Genomic DNA, 15,444 nt, shown 5'->3' with positions numbered 1-15,444 from the left:
GGCTACCTCACTGCTTGGCGGGGGCGAGGGCGGTCGCGGGCAGCTTGTCCACGCCCAGGGAACGGGCGGTGCCGAGCAGGCCGTCCAGCTTGTCGGCCTGCGGTCCGCCCGCACCGATGAGCTTGAGCAGCAGCGCCGAGACGGTGAGGTTCTTGACGTCGTCGGTGTCCACCGACTCCAGCACCCTGCGCATGTCCTCGGCGAAGCTGCCCCCGCCGTTGAGCCAGTTGCCGCCCAGCGCCTGCGCGGTCTGGGAGTTGTCGACGAAGCCGTCCACGGCCTTGCCCAGCCCGATGGAGTTGACCATGCGGTCGAAGAAGGCGCCGTCGCCGCCGACGATGTTGATGTCGGCGCTCTCCAGGCCGGTGGCCAGCACGGTGGCCTGGGCCTCTGCGACCTGCCGGTGCACGTCGATCCCGGCCAGGCGGACCTCCTTCTCGGCGTCCAGCCGCAGGCGGTACTCCTCGTGCTCGCGGCTGACCTGGTCCAGAGCGGACATGGCATCGGCCTTGTCGGTGAGCCCCGCGGCCTCGGCGCGCAGTTTCTGCTCGATGGCCTCGGCCTCGACCTGGGCCTTCTCACGGGACACGGTGGCCTCGGCGCGGCCGACCTTCTCGAGGGCGTCGGCGTCCTGCTGGCGGACCTGGACCTCGGCCAGCCCGGACGCGGCGGCCTCGGCCTGGAGGCCCTCGGCCAGGCGGATCTTGGCGCGGGTGTCCAGCTCGGCGGTCTGCTGGCGGGCCTCGGCCAGGGTGAGCTCCTCGGCGGCCTTGTGCTTGGCGGAGGCCTCCGCCGCCTCGGCGGCCTTGATGTCCTTGACCAGGTTCTCCTGGGCCTCGGCCTCGGCCTGGATGATGACGGCCTGGCGCTCGCGTTCGGCCTCCTCGACGGCGCGCAGCTTCTTGATGGCCTCCTCCTGCTCGGCCACCGTGCGGTCGACGGCCAGGCGCTCGCGGACGACGTCGGCGACCTCGCGCTTCTCGCCCTCGACCTCCTTGTCCTTGGCGATGCTGCTCAGCTCGGTCTCGCGCTCGCGGCCGATGACCTCCAGGAGACGGTCCTTCTCGATCCGCTCGGTCTCGATGGCGATGACGCGCTCGCGGTTCTTCTCGGCGACCGCGACCTCACGCTGCTGGTTCTGGTGCTGGACACCCAGGGTCTCGTCGGTGCGCAGGTTGGCGGTCTCGGCCTTGAGCCGCTCCTCGGCCTGCACGCGGGCGGTCTCGGCCTCCTCGCGGGCGCGGATGATCTCGATCTCGCGCTTGGCCTTGGCGGAGGCCTCCTCGCGTCGCTTCTCCAGTTCGGCGAGGGTCTCGGAGGTCTCGGTGTTCTGCCGGTCGAGTTCCTTCTTGCGGTCGTTCTCGAACTCGTTGGTGCGCTTGTGCTCCTTGGCGGTGCGCTCCGTGATCTTCGAGATGCCCTGCGCGTCGAGGATGTTGTTGGCGTCGTGCTGGTGCAGCGGGGTCTGCTCCAGCTCGTCGATGGCGACGTCCTCGAGGATGTAGCCGTTGAGGTCGGTGCCGATCAGCGAGACGATCGCCTGGCGGAACTCCTCGCGCTGGGTGAACAGCTCCTCGAAGTCGAACTGCTTGCCGACGGTCTTGAGGGCCTCGGAGAACTTGGAGTTGAACAGCTCCTGCAAGGTGTCCTGGTCGCTGGCGCGCTCGGTCCCGATCGCCTTGGCGACCTTCTTGACGTCCTCGGCGGTCTCGTTGACCCGGACGTAGAAGAACACCTTGATGTCCGCGCGGATATTGTCCTTGCAGGTCAGGCCGTCGCGGCCACCGCGTTCAAGCGTCAGGCTCTTGAGCGAGATGTCCATGATCTCGGCCTTGTGCAGGACCGGAAGGACGATCGAGCCGGTGAAGGTGACGTGGACGTCGCGGATCTTGGAGATGATCAGGGCCTTGCCCTGCTCGACCTTGCGGAAGAGCCGGGTGACCATCAGGATCAGGGCGAGTAGGACGACGACGCCGACGGCGATGGCGACGCCCACGGTCAGGAAGGCCGCGTCCGCCGCCTCCTGCCCGTTCGTTGTGGCACTCAGAAACACGTAGGGGTCTCTTTCTGCGAGTGACGTGTGTAGAGGGGAGAGCGTTGTGAGGGGGCGCTCCGGAACTGTGACGCACCGAGGCGGGGAACGGTTCCGCGTCGCGGCCCGGCGCCGTGCGAAGGGGCGGGGCAGAGCGTCTCCCACGGGCGCGGCGCACGGCGGTCCGTGCGTTCGCGGAAGAGGTCCTGCCGGTGCTCTACAGGCAGGGGCGTCCTACTGGCCGGGGTCCAGCGCCGAGTCGAAGTAGGTGACGAGGAAGACGTCGTCCTCGGCGCTGTGGTCGAAGATCAGAGCGGTGCTGCCGACCGGCAGGACCTCGCCGCCGGTGGTGCGCACCGGGACGGAGATCGAGGCGCCGCCCGCGGTGGTGATCTCGGCCTGGCCGAAGCCCTCGCTCGCCTCACCGATGCGGACCGTGCAGGTGCGCCCGACCAGTTCGTGCTTGGAGTCGCCGCGGCGTTCGGGCAGGAACCGCTGCACCGACATGACCAGGCCGCTGGTGACCGCCCACGCGACCACGACCGCGATCAGCAGGACCACCGTGCCCAGGGCGATCAGCAGCGGGGTGGAAGTGGTTTCCAGAAGGCTGGTCACGATGCTCCCCATCATGCTCACGAACCAGGCGACGCAGACCAGCATGCTCAGCGCCACGGTGACGGGGACCCGCCCCATGCGGGCTCTGACCATGACCGCGCTCAGGCCCGCGGCGTCGCCGGAGCCGTCCGCGCTGTCGAGCATCTCGGAGTCGGCGGCGCCGATCACGACGAACAACCAGTAGGCGGCGGCGACGATCAGCAGCGGGGTGAACAGCACCGTGGGGAACCCGAAGGCGGTACTCAGGAACAGCCCCATCCGCTTACCTCCGCCCTCGAACGCGCCGACCGTGCCGGAACTCTACCGACCTCCAGCTCCCGGGACACGGGCGGGTACCACCGGTGGCCGCTTGTGGCCATCCTCCCGGAGAGAGGGCGCACACCAGGGGGTATGCGCCGTGAAACCGTTTGCGTCCTGTCCTTTTCCTGTCGGTTTGGTACCGTTTTTCTCTTGGCTATGATTACCTGTGGCGAAAGCCGTCAGGCAGCATGGAATCGTCTCCAGGAGAGCAGGAGGCCGTGCTCGGAAATGGTGAATACGTCAACGAATTCATGCCGGATGGTGTTTCCGTCGACCAGGGTGCCGACCGTGGCGGCGCTGCCGTTCTCGACGATGGTTCTGTGGAGCTTGTGGCGTCCGCCCCCGCCGAGCAGCCCGCCAAGGAGTTCGGCCGCCTGCTGGGGGCCGCGTGCCACGCTCTGCTCCGGTCCGTGGAAGCGGGCTTCCGGGTCTACCAGAGACGCGTACCTTTCGGGGTCATCGTCGTCCAGGTATCCATAGGACAGGTGGATGTGCTCGCGTCCGACCACTGTGGCACGTGCGCTGGCAGCCAGCTCGTGCCCCCTTTCCGCCGGATAGACCACGGCCCCTCCCAAGTCTGTCGGTGACTTTGACGCCTTCATTGTGAAGGCCGTCGGAACCGTCGCGCTATTCTTTCGCTATCTTCGGGGCCGCGGGGATGCGCGGAGAAGATCTGATGTCGCTCCGAAGCGGCCCGTGGTACATTTTTCCCGTCAGTTCTCTCATGTTTACAGTGAGTAATTAAATTGATGCGGGAGGTCTCCCGATCGACACAGCCCGGAGTCGTGAACAGAACGCACCAGAGGTGACTTTCCGTATCCTCGGCCCGCTGGAGGTCATGGGAGAGGGCGGGCCGGTACGTGTGCCTCCGGGACGGCAGCAGGTGGTCCTGTTCCTGCTGCTCCTGGAGCTCAACCGGGTTGTGCCCACCGACAGGATCGTGGACGCCCTCTGGCGCCATGATCCTCCCGAGACAGCGCGCACCCAGGTTCAGATCTGTGTGTCCCGCCTGCGCAGGCACCTCCGGGACACCGGGATCACCATCGTCACTAGGCGTCCCGGCTATCAGCTGTCCGCCCCGGCGGAGGCGGTGGACGCCCAACTTCACTCCCTCCAGATCAAGGACGCCTCCGTCCTGCTCCGTGAGGGACGCGCCGAGGAGGCCGCCGACCTTCTGAGGGCGACGGTCGGTATGTGGCGCGGACCCGCGCTGGGGGGAGCTGAAAACGAGGTACTCGCCTCCGAGGCCGTACGGCTGGAGGAGGAGCGCGTCGACGCCACAGAGGCCTATCTCGAGATCGAGCTGGGCCTGGGGCGTCACTCACACCTGGTCTCGGAGATCAGTGCCCTCGTGGAGGCCCATCCGCTCCGGGAGAACCTGCGGGCCCAGCTCATGCTCGCCCTCTACCGGTCCGGACGCCAGGCCGAGGCGCTGGAGGCCTACCGGGCAGGCCGTGACCTGCTCGTGGAGGAGCTCGGCCTCGAACCGGGGCGCCGCCTGCGCGACATGGAGCGGGCCGTCCTGGCCGGGGACCCGGTGCTGAACCCGCCCGGGGAGTCGGCGCAGGGCTATGCCATAGGGCAGGGCTTCGGGTCCGCACCGGAGCTGCCGGGGCCCGAGACCGCCGCGAACACCGTGACCCCGTACCAGTTACCGACCGTCACGGCCGACTTCGTCGGCAGGAAGGACGTGCTGAGCACCGTCGAGGAGGCTTTGCTGGGACGGCGGGACTCGGTGGGCCTCGTCGTCCTCATGGGCAAAGCCGGCGTCGGAAAGAGCGCCACGGCCGTGCACACCGCCCACAACCTGGCGGAGGAGCACTACCCTGACGGCCAGCTGTACTGCGACATGCGGGGCAGCCGCGAGATCCCCCTGGAGCCCGCGGACGTGCTGGCCCGCTTCCTCCGTGCCCTCGGCGTACCCGGTCAGGGAATCCCGGAGGACATCGACGAGCGGTCCGCCATGTACCGGGGAATCCTGGCCAGTCGCCGGGTTCTCGTCCTGCTCGACGACGCCTCGTCGGAGGGCCAGCTGCTCCCCCTCATTCCCGCCGGGACACGGTGTGGTGTCATCGTCACCTCAAGGGTCCGCATCACGGGTCTTTCCGGAGCCACCCTCGTGCAGATGGACATCCTGTCCAGGGACGTCTCGCTGGAACTGCTCGGACACGTGCTGGGGGAAGAACGCGTCGGAGCCGAGCCCGAGGCCGCGCGCGCCCTCGTCCGCGCGGTCGGACGCCTGCCGTTGGCCCTGCGCATCGCCGCGGCCCGTCTGGCGGCACGGCCGCACTGGCCCCTGGCCGGGATGGTGGACCGGTTGGCGGACGAGCGCCGTCGCCTGGACGAGCTCAGCCACGGCGACATGACCGTGCGGGCGAGCCTGTCCCTGACCCACGAGGGCCTCAGCGACCAGGACCGCAAGGTGTTCGCCCTCATCGGGATGGTGGAGGGCCCCACCATCCCCGCCTGGGCGGCCGGGGCGCTGCTGGACGACGGCTCCCCGTTCCCCACGGACCTGGACGAACCGCTGGTGGACGCGCACATGCTCGACGTGGTGGGGGTGGACGCGGCTGGCGAACCGCTGTACCGGTTCCATGACCTGGTCCGCGACTACGCGCGCGAGCAGCTCTCCCGGTACGTGAGCCCCGAGGAGCGGCGGGCTGCGCTGGAGCGCCTGCTCGGAGGGTGGCTGGCCCTGCTGGACCAGGCCAACCGTCGGCTCCTGGGGGGTGACTTCCTCCAGGTGCGCGGGAACGCACTGCGGTGGTCCCCGCCCGGCAGGTACGTGGAACGCTTGCTGGCCGATCCCTACACCTGGCTGGAGGCCGAGCGCGCCAACCTGCGACACGCCGTGTTCCAGGCCGCGTACGAGGGCATGCACCAGCAGTGCTGGGAGTTGGCGGTGGGCTTCTCCACGTTCCTGACGCGGCGTGGGTACGTGGACGACCTCGCTGAGTTGTACGACGGCGCCGAACCGGTCGTCACGGCGGCGGGCGACCGGCTCGGCGCAGCGGCCCTGGCCGAAGGACTGGCGAACGTGCTCAGCCACCGCTACAGCGGGGACGACCGTCGTCGCCTGCTGGAGTGGACCCTGAACGAGTTCGCCGAGCTGGGTGAGATCCGTGGTGAGGCCCTGGTCCGCACCCACCTGGCCTTCATGGACCGCCGTGAGCGCAACGACGCCTCGGCCCTGGCCGAGAGTGATCTGGCGCTCAGGGGCTTCCTGAAGGTCGGCGACCTGGGCGGCCAGCGGCGCAGTCTGATGTTGTTGGGCCACCTGCGGGCCAGGGGAGGCGACATCGACCGGGGGCGGGAACGCCTGGACGAGGCGCGCGCCCTCGCCGAGCGGACCGGCGACATCCGGGGGCGTGCCCAGGTGCTCCGTCTCATCGGACAGACCGACCTGCTAGCCGGGGACCACGTGTCGGCGCTGCGGAACCTGGGCAGCGCCCTGGAGCTGGTCAAGGGCCTCGACGACCCGGTCGGTGAGGCCCTGATACTCCACGACCTGGCTCGGGCGCACTCTGGGGGAGGCGATACCGAGCGGGCCCGACCGATACTCGAACGGGCCCGCGGGGTCTATGAGCGCATCCGTGACAAGCAGGGTCTGGCCGAAGCCGAGCGTGCCTTGGCCAAGCTGGGGGGCTGACCCCGGGGCCTACTGCCAGGGGTCGTTGGCGGAGCACGGTTCCACCGCCGTCAGCTCGCACGCGGAGGCCGTCGAGAGGTGCTGCGGCAGCTCGGTCACTGCCGAGGCGGTCCGACCGGACTCGGCGAACGCGGGGGGAGCCGTGAGCGAGAAGAGGGCGGCGGTCGCGGTGAGTGTGAGGGTCAGCGTGGCGATTCGCATTTCGTGTCTCCTGTGAGGGATGTGCCCTTGACCTTTCGGGGATGTCACCAACTTAGGAAGAGAACCGTTCCCCGCCTTATCACCGGACTATTGGCGCGGGATGACCGCTGGTCGCAGCGGTTCTCCGGCGGAGGAGAAGGCGCTCGCCCGGCGGACGGGAGTCCCCAGGGCGATCAGGGACGGCGGGAGTCCGCTGTGTCCGGCGACGGGGGCCGCACCCGCCTGCGCGGCTTCACCCGGGCCCGCCGTCGGCCGGTGCCTGTGTCCGCTGGTCGGCGCTTCGGCGAGGGGAGCGGTCAGACCCACCAGAAGAATCCTCGGAAAAGTTCGGGAGGGGTGTCGATTCGGCGTGGACCCGTTCGACGTGTGTATGAGAGCGGGGAGGAGAAGTCCCCACACCGAACGAGAGGAGCGAGCCATGCGCTACCTGATGGCGATCATGTCCGACGAGCAGTCCGAGGCGGGGCAGGGGCCCGCCCCGGAGGTCTTCGAGGCGATGGCGGCCTACAACGAGGAGATGGTCAAGGCCGGGGTCCTGCTCGCGGGGGACGGTCTGGCCCCCAGCTCCGAGGCGACCCGGGTCACCTTCGGCAACGGCGGGGCGAACGTGACCGACGGCCCCTTCGCGGAGGCCAAGGAGTTCATCGCCGGGTACTGGGTCATCCAGGTGTCCTCGCACGAGGAGGCCGTGGAGTGGGCCAAGCGCTGCCCGCACCCGCAGGAGGGCGACGACACCGAGACGAACCTGGTGCTGCGGCGCATCCTCGACACCGAGGACTTCGGTGACGAGATGCCCGAGCACCTGAAGGATCGCGAGCGCGAGTTGCGCGCCGAGGGATACGCGCACGGAAGCTGACCGTGCTTGCGCCGGTGTGGCCCGCGGTGCTGTGATGAATCCGTGAGTCACACCGACACCACGCGTGCGGTCGAGGCGGTCTGGCGCATAGAGTCGGCCCGCCTCGTCGGCGCGCTCACACGTATGGTCGGCGACGTCGGGCTCGCCGAGGAGTTCGCCCAGGACGCCCTGGTCAGCGCGTTGGAGAAGTGGCCGGACGAGGGCGTGCCCGACAACCCCGGAGCCTGGCTGACCACCGTCGCCAAGCGCCGCGTGCTCGACCGCTGGCGCCGTGACGAGCGCTTCCAGCAGCGTATGGCCGACCTCGGCCGCGAGATCGCCGAACGTGACGGGCAGGCTGAGTTCGACGCCGTCCTGGAGGAGGACTACGGCGACGACCTCCTCAAACTGATGTTCGTGTGCTGTCACCCGGTGTTGACCGCCGAGGCCCGCGTCGCACTCACCCTCCGGCTGCTCGGCGGACTCACCACCGACGAGGTCGCCCGCGCCTTCCTGGTGCCCGAGCCCACCGTCGCCCAGCGTGTCGTGCGTGCCAAACGCACCCTCGCCAGGAAGAGGGTGCCCTTCGAGGTGCCCGTCGGCGAGGACCGTGACGCCCGGCTGGCCTCGGTCCTGGAGGTCGTCTACCTGGTGTTCAACGAGGGGTACACGGCCACGTCGGGCGCGGAGTGGATGCGTCCGGACCTGTGCGAGGAGGCCATGCGGCTGGGCAGGGTGCTCGCCGGGCTGCTGCCCAAGGAACGCGAGGTACACGGCCTGGTGTCGCTGATGGAGCTGCACGCCTCACGGCTTCGGGCCCGCGTCGGCCGTGACGGGGAGCCCGTCCCCCTCGCCGGGCAGGAACGCTCGCGCTGGGACCGGATGCTCATCACCCGAGGGTTGGAGGCCCTGGCCAGGGCGCTGCCGACCGATCCGGACGAGCCGCGGGGGCCCTACACGCTACAGGCGGCCATCGCGGCCGAGCACGCCCGGGCGGTCACCCATGAGGACACCGACTGGGCGGGCATCGCCAGGCTGTACCTGTCGCTGGCCCGGGTCACGGGATCGCCGGTGGTGGAGTTGAACCGGGCCGTGGCGGTGTCGATGGCCTTCGGGCCCGGCCCGGCGCTGGAGATCGTGGACGCGCTGCGAGGCCGGCCCGAGATGGCCGGGTACCACCTGTTGCCCGCGGTGCGCGGCGACCTGCTCACGCGGTTGGACCGCCGTGTTGAGGCCCGTGCGGAGTTCGAGCGTGCGGCCGCCCTCACCCGCAACGAGCGCGAACGCGGCCTGCTCCTGGCGCGAGTCCGCGACCGCGGCGGCTGACCCGGGCGGTCTGGCCGCATGTGGTCATCTCCGGGAGGGTGGCGGCCTTTTTCTGCGGCCTTCAGCGGCTCCGCCGTGCCTTTTCCTTCGAAGGCGGTACTGCGAAAGGCAGGCGCCGACGTGTCGAAAGATGTGCCTGTTTCGATACGGGCCGCGCCCGGTCCGGCCGCGCCGCTGGCCGACGGCCTACCGCCCTGCTTCCCAGGCCATAGCTTCTGCATGCGACGGTTCGCAACCAACGAAAGTCATATGTGGCGGCGTTCGGTTCGGCCCGCCCGGCCGCCCGGGGGCCCGGGTGAATTCTTGCTAGCCTCATCGCGGGCACAGAATCAAGGGCCGTATGAGGATTGGGCGTTTCTGTCCGACGGTTCGCCCTTCCATTCCCCCTATGAAAGCGCAGGAAATGTCAGCTATCGAGATAAGGAACGTATCGAAGTCGTTCCGCGGGAACCAGGCGGTCGACCGGGTCTCCTTCGCGGTGGAGCCGGGCACGGTCACCGGTTTCCTGGGACCGAACGGTGCGGGCAAGACCACCACGCTGCGGTGCCTGCTCGGCCTGGTCCGGCCGGACAGCGGTGAGGGACTGATCAATGGCCGTTCCTACACGAGCCTGCCCAATCCGCTGACCGAGGTCGGCGCGGTCCTGGAGGCCACCAACCTGCACCCGGGCCGTACCGGCCGCAACCATCTGCGCGTCATGTGCGACGCCGCGGGCCTGCCGGGCTCCCGGGCCGATGAGGTACTCGCGGAGGTCGGGATCGCCGAGGCCGGGGACAAGCGGGTCGGCGGCTACTCGATGGGTATGCGCCAGCGCCTGTCCCTGGGCGGGGCGCTCCTGGGCGACCCCGGGGTGCTGATCCTGGACGAGCCCGCCAACGGACTGGACCCGGAGGGCATCGAGTGGCTGCGCCGCTTCCTGCGCCACCAGGCACACGAGAAGGGTGTGGCGGTCCTCGTGTCCAGTCACGTCCTGGCCGAGGTCGAGCAGACCGTCGACGACGTCGTCATCATCGCCAGGGGCCGCCTGGTCCACCAGGGGTCCCTCACCGAGGTCACCGGCAACGGTGAGAGCCTGCATGACGCCTTCCTCCGCCTCACCGCCGCGGGGACGGCCTCCCACCCGGTTGGAGACTCCAAGTGATCGCGCTCGTCAAGTCCGAACTCCGCAAGGTCCTCACCACCCGGCTGTGGTGGATCCTGCTCCTGGTCGCACTGGCCTGGGTGGCGCTGTCCCTGGGCCTCGCTGTCTTCGCCTCGGGGATGGAGGGCGGCCTCAGCCGCGAAAGTACCGAGTACGCCGGGTCGGTCTGGCCCATGGGCGCCTCCGGGACCCTGTTCGTCATGATCATCGGCATCATGATGGTGACGTCGGAGTACCAGCACCGCACGATCAACGTCACCTTCCTGGTCAGCCCCCGGCGCCTACCCGTGATCCTCGGCAAGGTCGTGGCCGCGGTCCTGGTCAGCCTGGTGTTCGGCGTGGTCGTCGTCGGGGCGTCCGCCCTCGCCGCGGGCGCCTCCATCCTGAGCGCGGGCGGCGGGCTGGACCTGGTCGACAACCAGGTGCCGCGTATCCTCGTCGGTTCCGTGGCCGCCTACGTCGTCTACGCGATGATCGGCGTGGGTATCGGAGCCCTCGTCCGCAACCAGGTCGCCGCACTGGTGTTCAGCATCCTGTGGGTGTTCATGCTGGAGCCGGTCCTGGTCGTCATCCCCCGGCTCCAGGACGTCGGCAAGTGGATGCCCGGCGGTGCGGTCTCCGCGCTCTACGACACCGGGACCGACTACGGCTTCGGCGTCGCGGACCTGCTCCCGGTCTGGGGCGCGGCCCTCGTCCTGGTGGGCTACGCCGCCGTGGCGGTCGTCCTGGCCTCGGTCACCACCCTCCGCCGCGACGTGGTCTGACGACCGGGCCCCCTCCGGGATTCTGCCAGGAGCAGGCGGGCCTGGCGTGTCGGTCCGGGACCCGGCAGACTGCCCGCCATGAGACTTCTGGTTCTGGGTGGCACCGAGTTCGTGGGACGGGCCGTCGTGGAGGACGCGCTCGCCAGGGGCTGGGACGTCACCGTCTTCCACCGCGGCAGGCATCCCGCGCCCCCCGGCACCACCGTCCTCCACGGTGACCGGACCGAGGGGGACGGGCTCGGCTCCCTGGCGCCGGGCCGGTGGGACGCCGTCGTCGACACCTGGTCGGGCGCCCCGGCCGCGGTGGCCGGCACCGCCCGTCTGCTCGCCGACCGGGCCGGGCACTACGCCTACGTCTCCAGCCGGTCCGTCTACGCCTTCCCCGCCAGGGCGGGGCTGGACGAGGACGGGCCGGTCGTGGACGCCTCTCCCGAGGACGACGGCACGGACTACGCGCGGGCCAAGAGGGGCGGAGAGCTGGCCGCGGAGGCGGCCTTCGGCGACCGCGCGCTGTCCGTACGGGCCGGTCTCATCCTCGGTCCGTACGAGAACATCAGCCGGCTGCCCTGGTGGCTGGAGCGGATGGCCCGGGGCGGCCCGGTCCTGGTACCCGGTCCGCGCGACCTGCCGCTCCAGTACGTCGACGCGCGCGACCTGGCCGCGTGGACCCTCGACGCGGTCGTGAAGGGCCGGGGCGGTCCGTACAACCTGGTGAGTCCGCCCGGGCACACCACGACGGAGGAGCTCCTGGAGGCCTGCGCGGCGGTCACCGGATCCGACGCCGAGCTGCGCTGGACCGGTCCCCGGGACATCCTCGACGCGGGCGTCCAGCCGTGGACGGAGCTGCCGATCTGGCTGCCGCCGGGCGAAACGTACGACACCATGCACCGGGGCGACGTGTCCCGTGCGCTCGCCACCGGGCTGCGCTGCCGCCCCGTGGCCGAGACCGTCGCCGACACCTGGGCGTGGCTGCGGACCCTGGAGGGCGGCGCGCCCCAGCGCCCCGACCGCCCCCGGGTCGGTCTGGACCCGCGGGTGGAGGCCCGACTGCTCGGCGCCTGACGCGGTCCCGGACCGCAGGATCCGCGCGGGTGTGCCCGGAGGGATGCGCCCACGCGGTGTTCCGGCGGCTCCAGGAGAAGGTGTGTAGCACCTCGGGACACGGAGAGCTACAATCGGGCTATGAAGACCATCACTCAGCGAGAGTTCCGCAACAACGCGGCCTCCGTCATGGACCAGGTCGAAGCGGGTGAGAGCTTCCACGTGACCCGCAACGGGGTCGAGGTGGCCCAGGTCAGCCCTGTCGCACGCCGTCGGCGCCTCAGCGCGGAGGAACTCGTGGAGCGTCACCGCAGGCTTCCCCGGGTGGACTACACACGGATGCGTGAGGAATCCGACGAGTCCTTCGGCGGCGAGGACCGGATCGGGGACGACGAACGTGGCTGAGCGGCCTGACCGAGGCGTCCTCGACACGTGCGTCTTCGTCGACCTCGGTGAGATCGATCCGGCCGGACTCCCCAGGTTTCCCGACATCACCTCCGTCACGATGGCCGAGCTCCACCAGGGTGTGGCGATGGCGAAGGACCCGGTGGACAGGGCCCAGCGCACGGAGAAACTCCAGGCCGCCGTGGTGGACTTCTCTCCCCTGCCGTTCGACGGTGAGGCCGCGGCCCGCTACGGAACGCTCGTCGCCCTCACCCTCGCGGCGAACCGCGCTCCGAAGCCGCGCCGCCTGGACCTGATGATCGCCGCTGTGGCCTCGCTGTACGGGCTTCCCCTGTACACGCGCAACGCCGACGACTTCCTCGGGCTCGACAGCATGGTGCGGATCGTCCCCGTCTGAGGAGGCCGGCTCCTCCCGGCCGCGGACGCGGCGAAGGGCCGCCCCGAGGGGACGGCCCTTCACAGTCCGTGTTCGGTCACCGCCGTCAGACCGACGGGACCCCGGTCTTGTGCGGGGTCACCCGGAGCCTGTCCGAGGCGTCGTCCACGTCCACCACCACGGTGTCGCCCTCGGCGAGTCCGCCCGACAGCAGCTCACGGGCCAGCGAGTCGCCGATCGCGGACTGCACCAGGCGGCGCAGCGGACGCGCGCCGTAGCTCGGGTCGTAGCCCGTCAGCGCCAGCCACTCGCGGGCGCCCGGCGTCACGTCCAGCTCCAGCCGCCGGTCCGCCAGGCGCTTGGCCAGCTTGTCGACCTGTAGGTCCACGATCCGCGTCAGGTCCTCGGTGGAGAGCGCGTCGAACATGATCACGTCGTCCAGCCGGTTGAGGAACTCCGGCTTGAACGTCGCGCGCACCACGTCCATCACGCGGTCCCGGCGCACCGACTCCTCCAGCGACTGGTCCACCAGGAACTGCGACCCCAGGTTGGAGGTGAGGATGAGGATGGTGTTGCGAAAGTCCACCTGGCGGCCCTGTCCGTCGGTCAGCCGACCGTCGTCCAGCACCTGTAGCAGGGTGTCGAACACCTCCAGGTGCGCCTTCTCCACCTCGTCCAGCAGCACCACCGTGTACGGGCGGCGGCGTACCGCCTCGGTCAGCTGGCCGCCCTCCTCGTACCCCACATAGCCGGGGGGCGCGCCCACCAGGCGCGACACCGAGTGCTTCTCGGAGTACTCGCTCATGTCGATGCGCACGATCGCGCGCTCGTCGTCGAACAGGAACTCCGCCAGAGCCTTGGCCAGCTCGGTCTTGCCCACGCCCGTGGGACCCAGGAAGAGGAACGACCCCGTCGGCCGGTCCGGGTCGGAGATGCCCGCCCGGGCACGCCGCACCGCGTCCGACACCGCCGCCACGGCGTCCTTCTGGCCGATGAGCCGCCTGCCCAGCTCATCCTCCATGCGCAGCAGCTTGGAGGTCTCGCCCTCCATCATCCGTCCCACCGGGATGCCGGTCCACGACGACACCACGTCGGCGACCTCGTCGGCGCCCACCTCGTCCTTGACCATGGTGTCGCCGCCCTGGCTGGCGGCGTTCTCCTCGGCCTTGGACGCCTCCTCGACCTGCTTCTCCAGCTGCGGGATGTCCCCGTACATCAGCCGGGACGCCTCGCCGAAGTCGCCCTCGCGCTGGGCCAGCTCCGCCCGCGTGCGCAGGTCGTCCAGCTGCCCCTTGAGCTCGCCGACCCGGTTGAGTCCGGCCTTCTCCTGCTCCCACCGGGCCACGAGCCCGTTGAGCTGCTCCTGGCGGTCGGCCAGGTCCGCGCGCAGCCGCTCCAGCCGCTGGCGGCTGGCCGGGTCCGACTCCTTGTCGAGCGCCATCTCCTCCATCTTCAGGCGGTCGACGGCGCGCTGTAGCTCGTCGATCACCACCGGGCTGGAGTCGATCTCCATGCGCAGACGGGAAGCCGCCTCATCGATGAGGTCGATCGCCTTGTCCGGCAGGAACCGCGCGGTGATGTAGCGGTCGGACAGGGTCGCGGCGGCCACCAGGGCCGAGTCGGCGATCTGTACCTTGTGGTGAGCCTCGTAGCGGCCCTTGAGCCCGCGCAGGATCGCGATCGTGTCCGCGGCCGAGGGCTCGCCCACCATGACCTGTTGGAACCGGCGTTCCAGGGCGGCGTCCTTCTCGATCCGCTCCCGGTACTCGTCCAGCGTGGTCGCGCCCACCATGCGCAGCTCGCCGCGCGCCAGCATGGGCTTGAGCATGTTGCCCGCGTCCATGGCGCCCTCGGCGGCACCGGCGCCCACCATGGTGTGCAGCTCGTCGATGAACGTGATGATCTGGCCCTCGGAGTCCTTGATCTCCGAGAGCACCGCCTTGAGCCGCTCCTCGAACTCACCCCGGTACTTGGCACCCGCCACCATCGCGGACAGGTCCAGGCTCACCAGGCGCTTGCCCACCAGCGACCGCGGCACGTCACCGGCCACGATCCGCTGCGCCAGGCCCTCCACGACCGCGGTCTTGCCCACGCCCGGCTCACCGATGAGCACGGGGTTGTTCTTGGTGCGGCGGCTGAGTACCTGGATGACCCGCCGAATCTCGCCGTCACGGCCGATCACCGGGTCCACCTTGCCCTCGCGGGCCCGTTCGGTGAGGTCGACACCGAACTTCTCCAGGGCCTGGTAGGTGTTCTCGGGGTTCTCGGAGGTGACCCGGCCCGAGCCGCGCACCCGCTCGAACCCTTCCAGGAGCGTCTCCGGGGCCGCACCGGCCTCAGCGAGCAGCCGGGCCGCCTCGCCGCCGTCCGCGGCCAGCCCCACCAGCAGGTGCTCCGTGGAGACGTACTCGTCCTCCATCTGCTGGGCGCGCTGCGCCGCCGTGTTGATGGAGACGATCAGCTGGCGCGAGGAACTCGGTGAGCTGACCGTGGAACCCGCCGCCTTGGGCAGCGCCTCGATGGCCGCGTCGACCTTGTCCTTGAGCGTGTCCGGGCTGGCACCGACCTCCTTGAGCAGCGGCCGGGTGATGCCCTCCGCCTGGTCCAGCAGCGCCGCCAGCAGGTGCACGGGCTCCGTCTGCGGGCTTCCGTCCGTGGTGGCCCGCCGGATCGCCACCGACAGGGCTTCCTGGCTCTTCTGGGTGAGCTTGTAGTTCATACGCGGTAACCCTTTTCACAAGTCGTGTCACGGGGGGTGA

Annotated in this window: 13 protein-coding genes; 8 read left to right on the top strand and 5 right to left on the bottom strand. The window is 70.0% G+C overall.

Going from position 1 to position 15,444, the window contains the following annotated elements; genetic code table 11:
- Positions 1 to 7: 7 nt before the first annotated feature.
- The 3 genes from AC0T5L_RS03960 to AC0T5L_RS03950 all read right to left on the bottom strand — a co-directional run bounded on the left by AC0T5L_RS03960 (position 8) and on the right by AC0T5L_RS03950 (position 3,510).
- Positions 8 to 2,053: an SPFH domain-containing protein gene (locus tag AC0T5L_RS03960; protein WP_476163955.1), complete on the bottom strand. Its 2,046-nt coding sequence runs from the start codon at positions 2,051 to 2,053 to the stop codon at positions 8 to 10.
- A 213-nt stretch (positions 2,054 to 2,266) separates the two neighbouring features.
- Positions 2,267 to 2,905 carry a DUF1449 domain-containing protein gene (locus tag AC0T5L_RS03955; protein WP_476163954.1) on the bottom strand — a complete coding sequence of 213 codons (639 nt, stop codon included), beginning with the start codon at positions 2,903 to 2,905 and terminating at the stop codon, positions 2,267 to 2,269.
- 221 nt (positions 2,906 to 3,126) lie between these two features.
- Positions 3,127 to 3,510 carry a nuclear transport factor 2 family protein gene (locus AC0T5L_RS03950; RefSeq protein ID WP_476163953.1) on the bottom strand — a complete coding sequence of 128 codons (384 nt, stop codon included), beginning with the start codon at positions 3,508 to 3,510 and terminating at the stop codon, positions 3,127 to 3,129.
- A gap of 242 nt (positions 3,511 to 3,752) precedes the next feature.
- Between AC0T5L_RS03950 and AC0T5L_RS03945 the strand changes: the two genes are divergently transcribed.
- Positions 3,753 to 6,596, top strand: a complete 2,844-nt coding sequence (locus AC0T5L_RS03945) for an AfsR/SARP family transcriptional regulator (RefSeq protein WP_476163952.1) — start codon at positions 3,753 to 3,755, stop codon at positions 6,594 to 6,596.
- 9 nt (positions 6,597 to 6,605) lie between these two features.
- Here AC0T5L_RS03945 and AC0T5L_RS03940 read toward each other — a convergent pair whose 3' ends face one another.
- A complete protein-coding gene (locus tag AC0T5L_RS03940; protein ID WP_476163951.1) occupies positions 6,606 to 6,797 on the bottom strand; it encodes a hypothetical protein in 192 nt (63 codons plus the stop codon).
- Positions 6,798 to 7,215: 418 nt separating this feature from the next.
- Between AC0T5L_RS03940 and AC0T5L_RS03935 the strand changes: the two genes are divergently transcribed.
- The 7 genes from AC0T5L_RS03935 (at position 7,216) to AC0T5L_RS03905 (ending at position 12,706) form a co-directional block, all read left to right on the top strand.
- The gene (locus AC0T5L_RS03935; RefSeq protein ID WP_476163950.1) at positions 7,216 to 7,653 is read left to right on the top strand and encodes a YciI family protein; all 438 of its coding nucleotides are present in this window, start codon (positions 7,216 to 7,218) and stop codon (positions 7,651 to 7,653) included.
- Positions 7,654 to 7,695: 42 nt separating this feature from the next.
- Positions 7,696 to 8,958, top strand: a complete 1,263-nt coding sequence (locus AC0T5L_RS03930; RefSeq protein ID WP_476163949.1) for an RNA polymerase sigma factor — start codon at positions 7,696 to 7,698, stop codon at positions 8,956 to 8,958.
- A gap of 388 nt (positions 8,959 to 9,346) precedes the next feature.
- Positions 9,347 to 10,099: an ABC transporter ATP-binding protein gene (locus tag AC0T5L_RS03925; protein ID WP_476163948.1), complete on the top strand. Its 753-nt coding sequence runs from the start codon at positions 9,347 to 9,349 to the stop codon at positions 10,097 to 10,099.
- Complete coding sequence (locus tag AC0T5L_RS03920) at positions 10,096 to 10,863, top strand: ABC transporter permease (protein ID WP_476163947.1); 768 nt, start codon at positions 10,096 to 10,098, stop codon at positions 10,861 to 10,863. Before AC0T5L_RS03925 ends, AC0T5L_RS03920 begins: the two co-directional genes overlap by 4 nt.
- A 78-nt stretch (positions 10,864 to 10,941) precedes the next feature.
- Complete coding sequence (locus AC0T5L_RS03915; RefSeq protein WP_476163946.1) at positions 10,942 to 11,925, top strand: NAD-dependent epimerase/dehydratase family protein; 984 nt, start codon at positions 10,942 to 10,944, stop codon at positions 11,923 to 11,925.
- A 120-nt stretch (positions 11,926 to 12,045) separates the two neighbouring features.
- Positions 12,046 to 12,309: a type II toxin-antitoxin system Phd/YefM family antitoxin gene (locus tag AC0T5L_RS03910; RefSeq protein ID WP_476163945.1), complete on the top strand. Its 264-nt coding sequence runs from the start codon at positions 12,046 to 12,048 to the stop codon at positions 12,307 to 12,309.
- Positions 12,302 to 12,706 carry a type II toxin-antitoxin system VapC family toxin gene (locus AC0T5L_RS03905; protein WP_476163944.1) on the top strand — a complete coding sequence of 135 codons (405 nt, stop codon included), beginning with the start codon at positions 12,302 to 12,304 and terminating at the stop codon, positions 12,704 to 12,706. Before AC0T5L_RS03910 ends, AC0T5L_RS03905 begins: the two co-directional genes overlap by 8 nt.
- Before the next feature lie 85 nt (positions 12,707 to 12,791).
- Here the strand turns inward: AC0T5L_RS03905 and clpB are convergent, their stop codons facing one another.
- Positions 12,792 to 15,404 (bottom strand): ATP-dependent chaperone ClpB, encoded by a 2,613-nt coding sequence (gene clpB / locus AC0T5L_RS03900; protein WP_476163943.1) that lies wholly within the window; start codon positions 15,402 to 15,404, stop codon positions 12,792 to 12,794.
- Positions 15,405 to 15,444: the final 40 nt, after the last annotated feature.

The sequence above is a fragment of the Nocardiopsis sp. TRM 82005 genome, assembly GCF_056312425.1.
Note: the sequence above shows the minus strand (reverse complement) of the source record. Positions and strands in the feature narration are given on the sequence as shown.

Bases quoted from the DNA above. Each gene is read 5' to 3' on its own strand.
- AC0T5L_RS03935 (WP_476163950.1), top strand. From the start codon at position 7,216: ATGCGCTACCTGATGGCGATCATGTCCGACGAGCAGTCCGAGGCGGGG.
- clpB (WP_476163943.1), bottom strand. From the start codon at position 15,404: ATGAACTACAAGCTCACCCAGAAGAGCCAGGAAGCCCTGTCGGTGGCG.
- AC0T5L_RS03915 (WP_476163946.1), top strand. From the start codon at position 10,942: ATGAGACTTCTGGTTCTGGGTGGCACCGAGTTCGTGGGACGGGCCGTC.
- AC0T5L_RS03940 (WP_476163951.1), bottom strand. From the start codon at position 6,797: ATGCGAATCGCCACGCTGACCCTCACACTCACCGCGACCGCCGCCCTC.
- AC0T5L_RS03955 (WP_476163954.1), bottom strand. From the start codon at position 2,905: ATGGGGCTGTTCCTGAGTACCGCCTTCGGGTTCCCCACGGTGCTGTTC.
- AC0T5L_RS03925 (WP_476163948.1), top strand. From the start codon at position 9,347: ATGAAAGCGCAGGAAATGTCAGCTATCGAGATAAGGAACGTATCGAAG.
- AC0T5L_RS03910 (WP_476163945.1), top strand. From the start codon at position 12,046: ATGAAGACCATCACTCAGCGAGAGTTCCGCAACAACGCGGCCTCCGTC.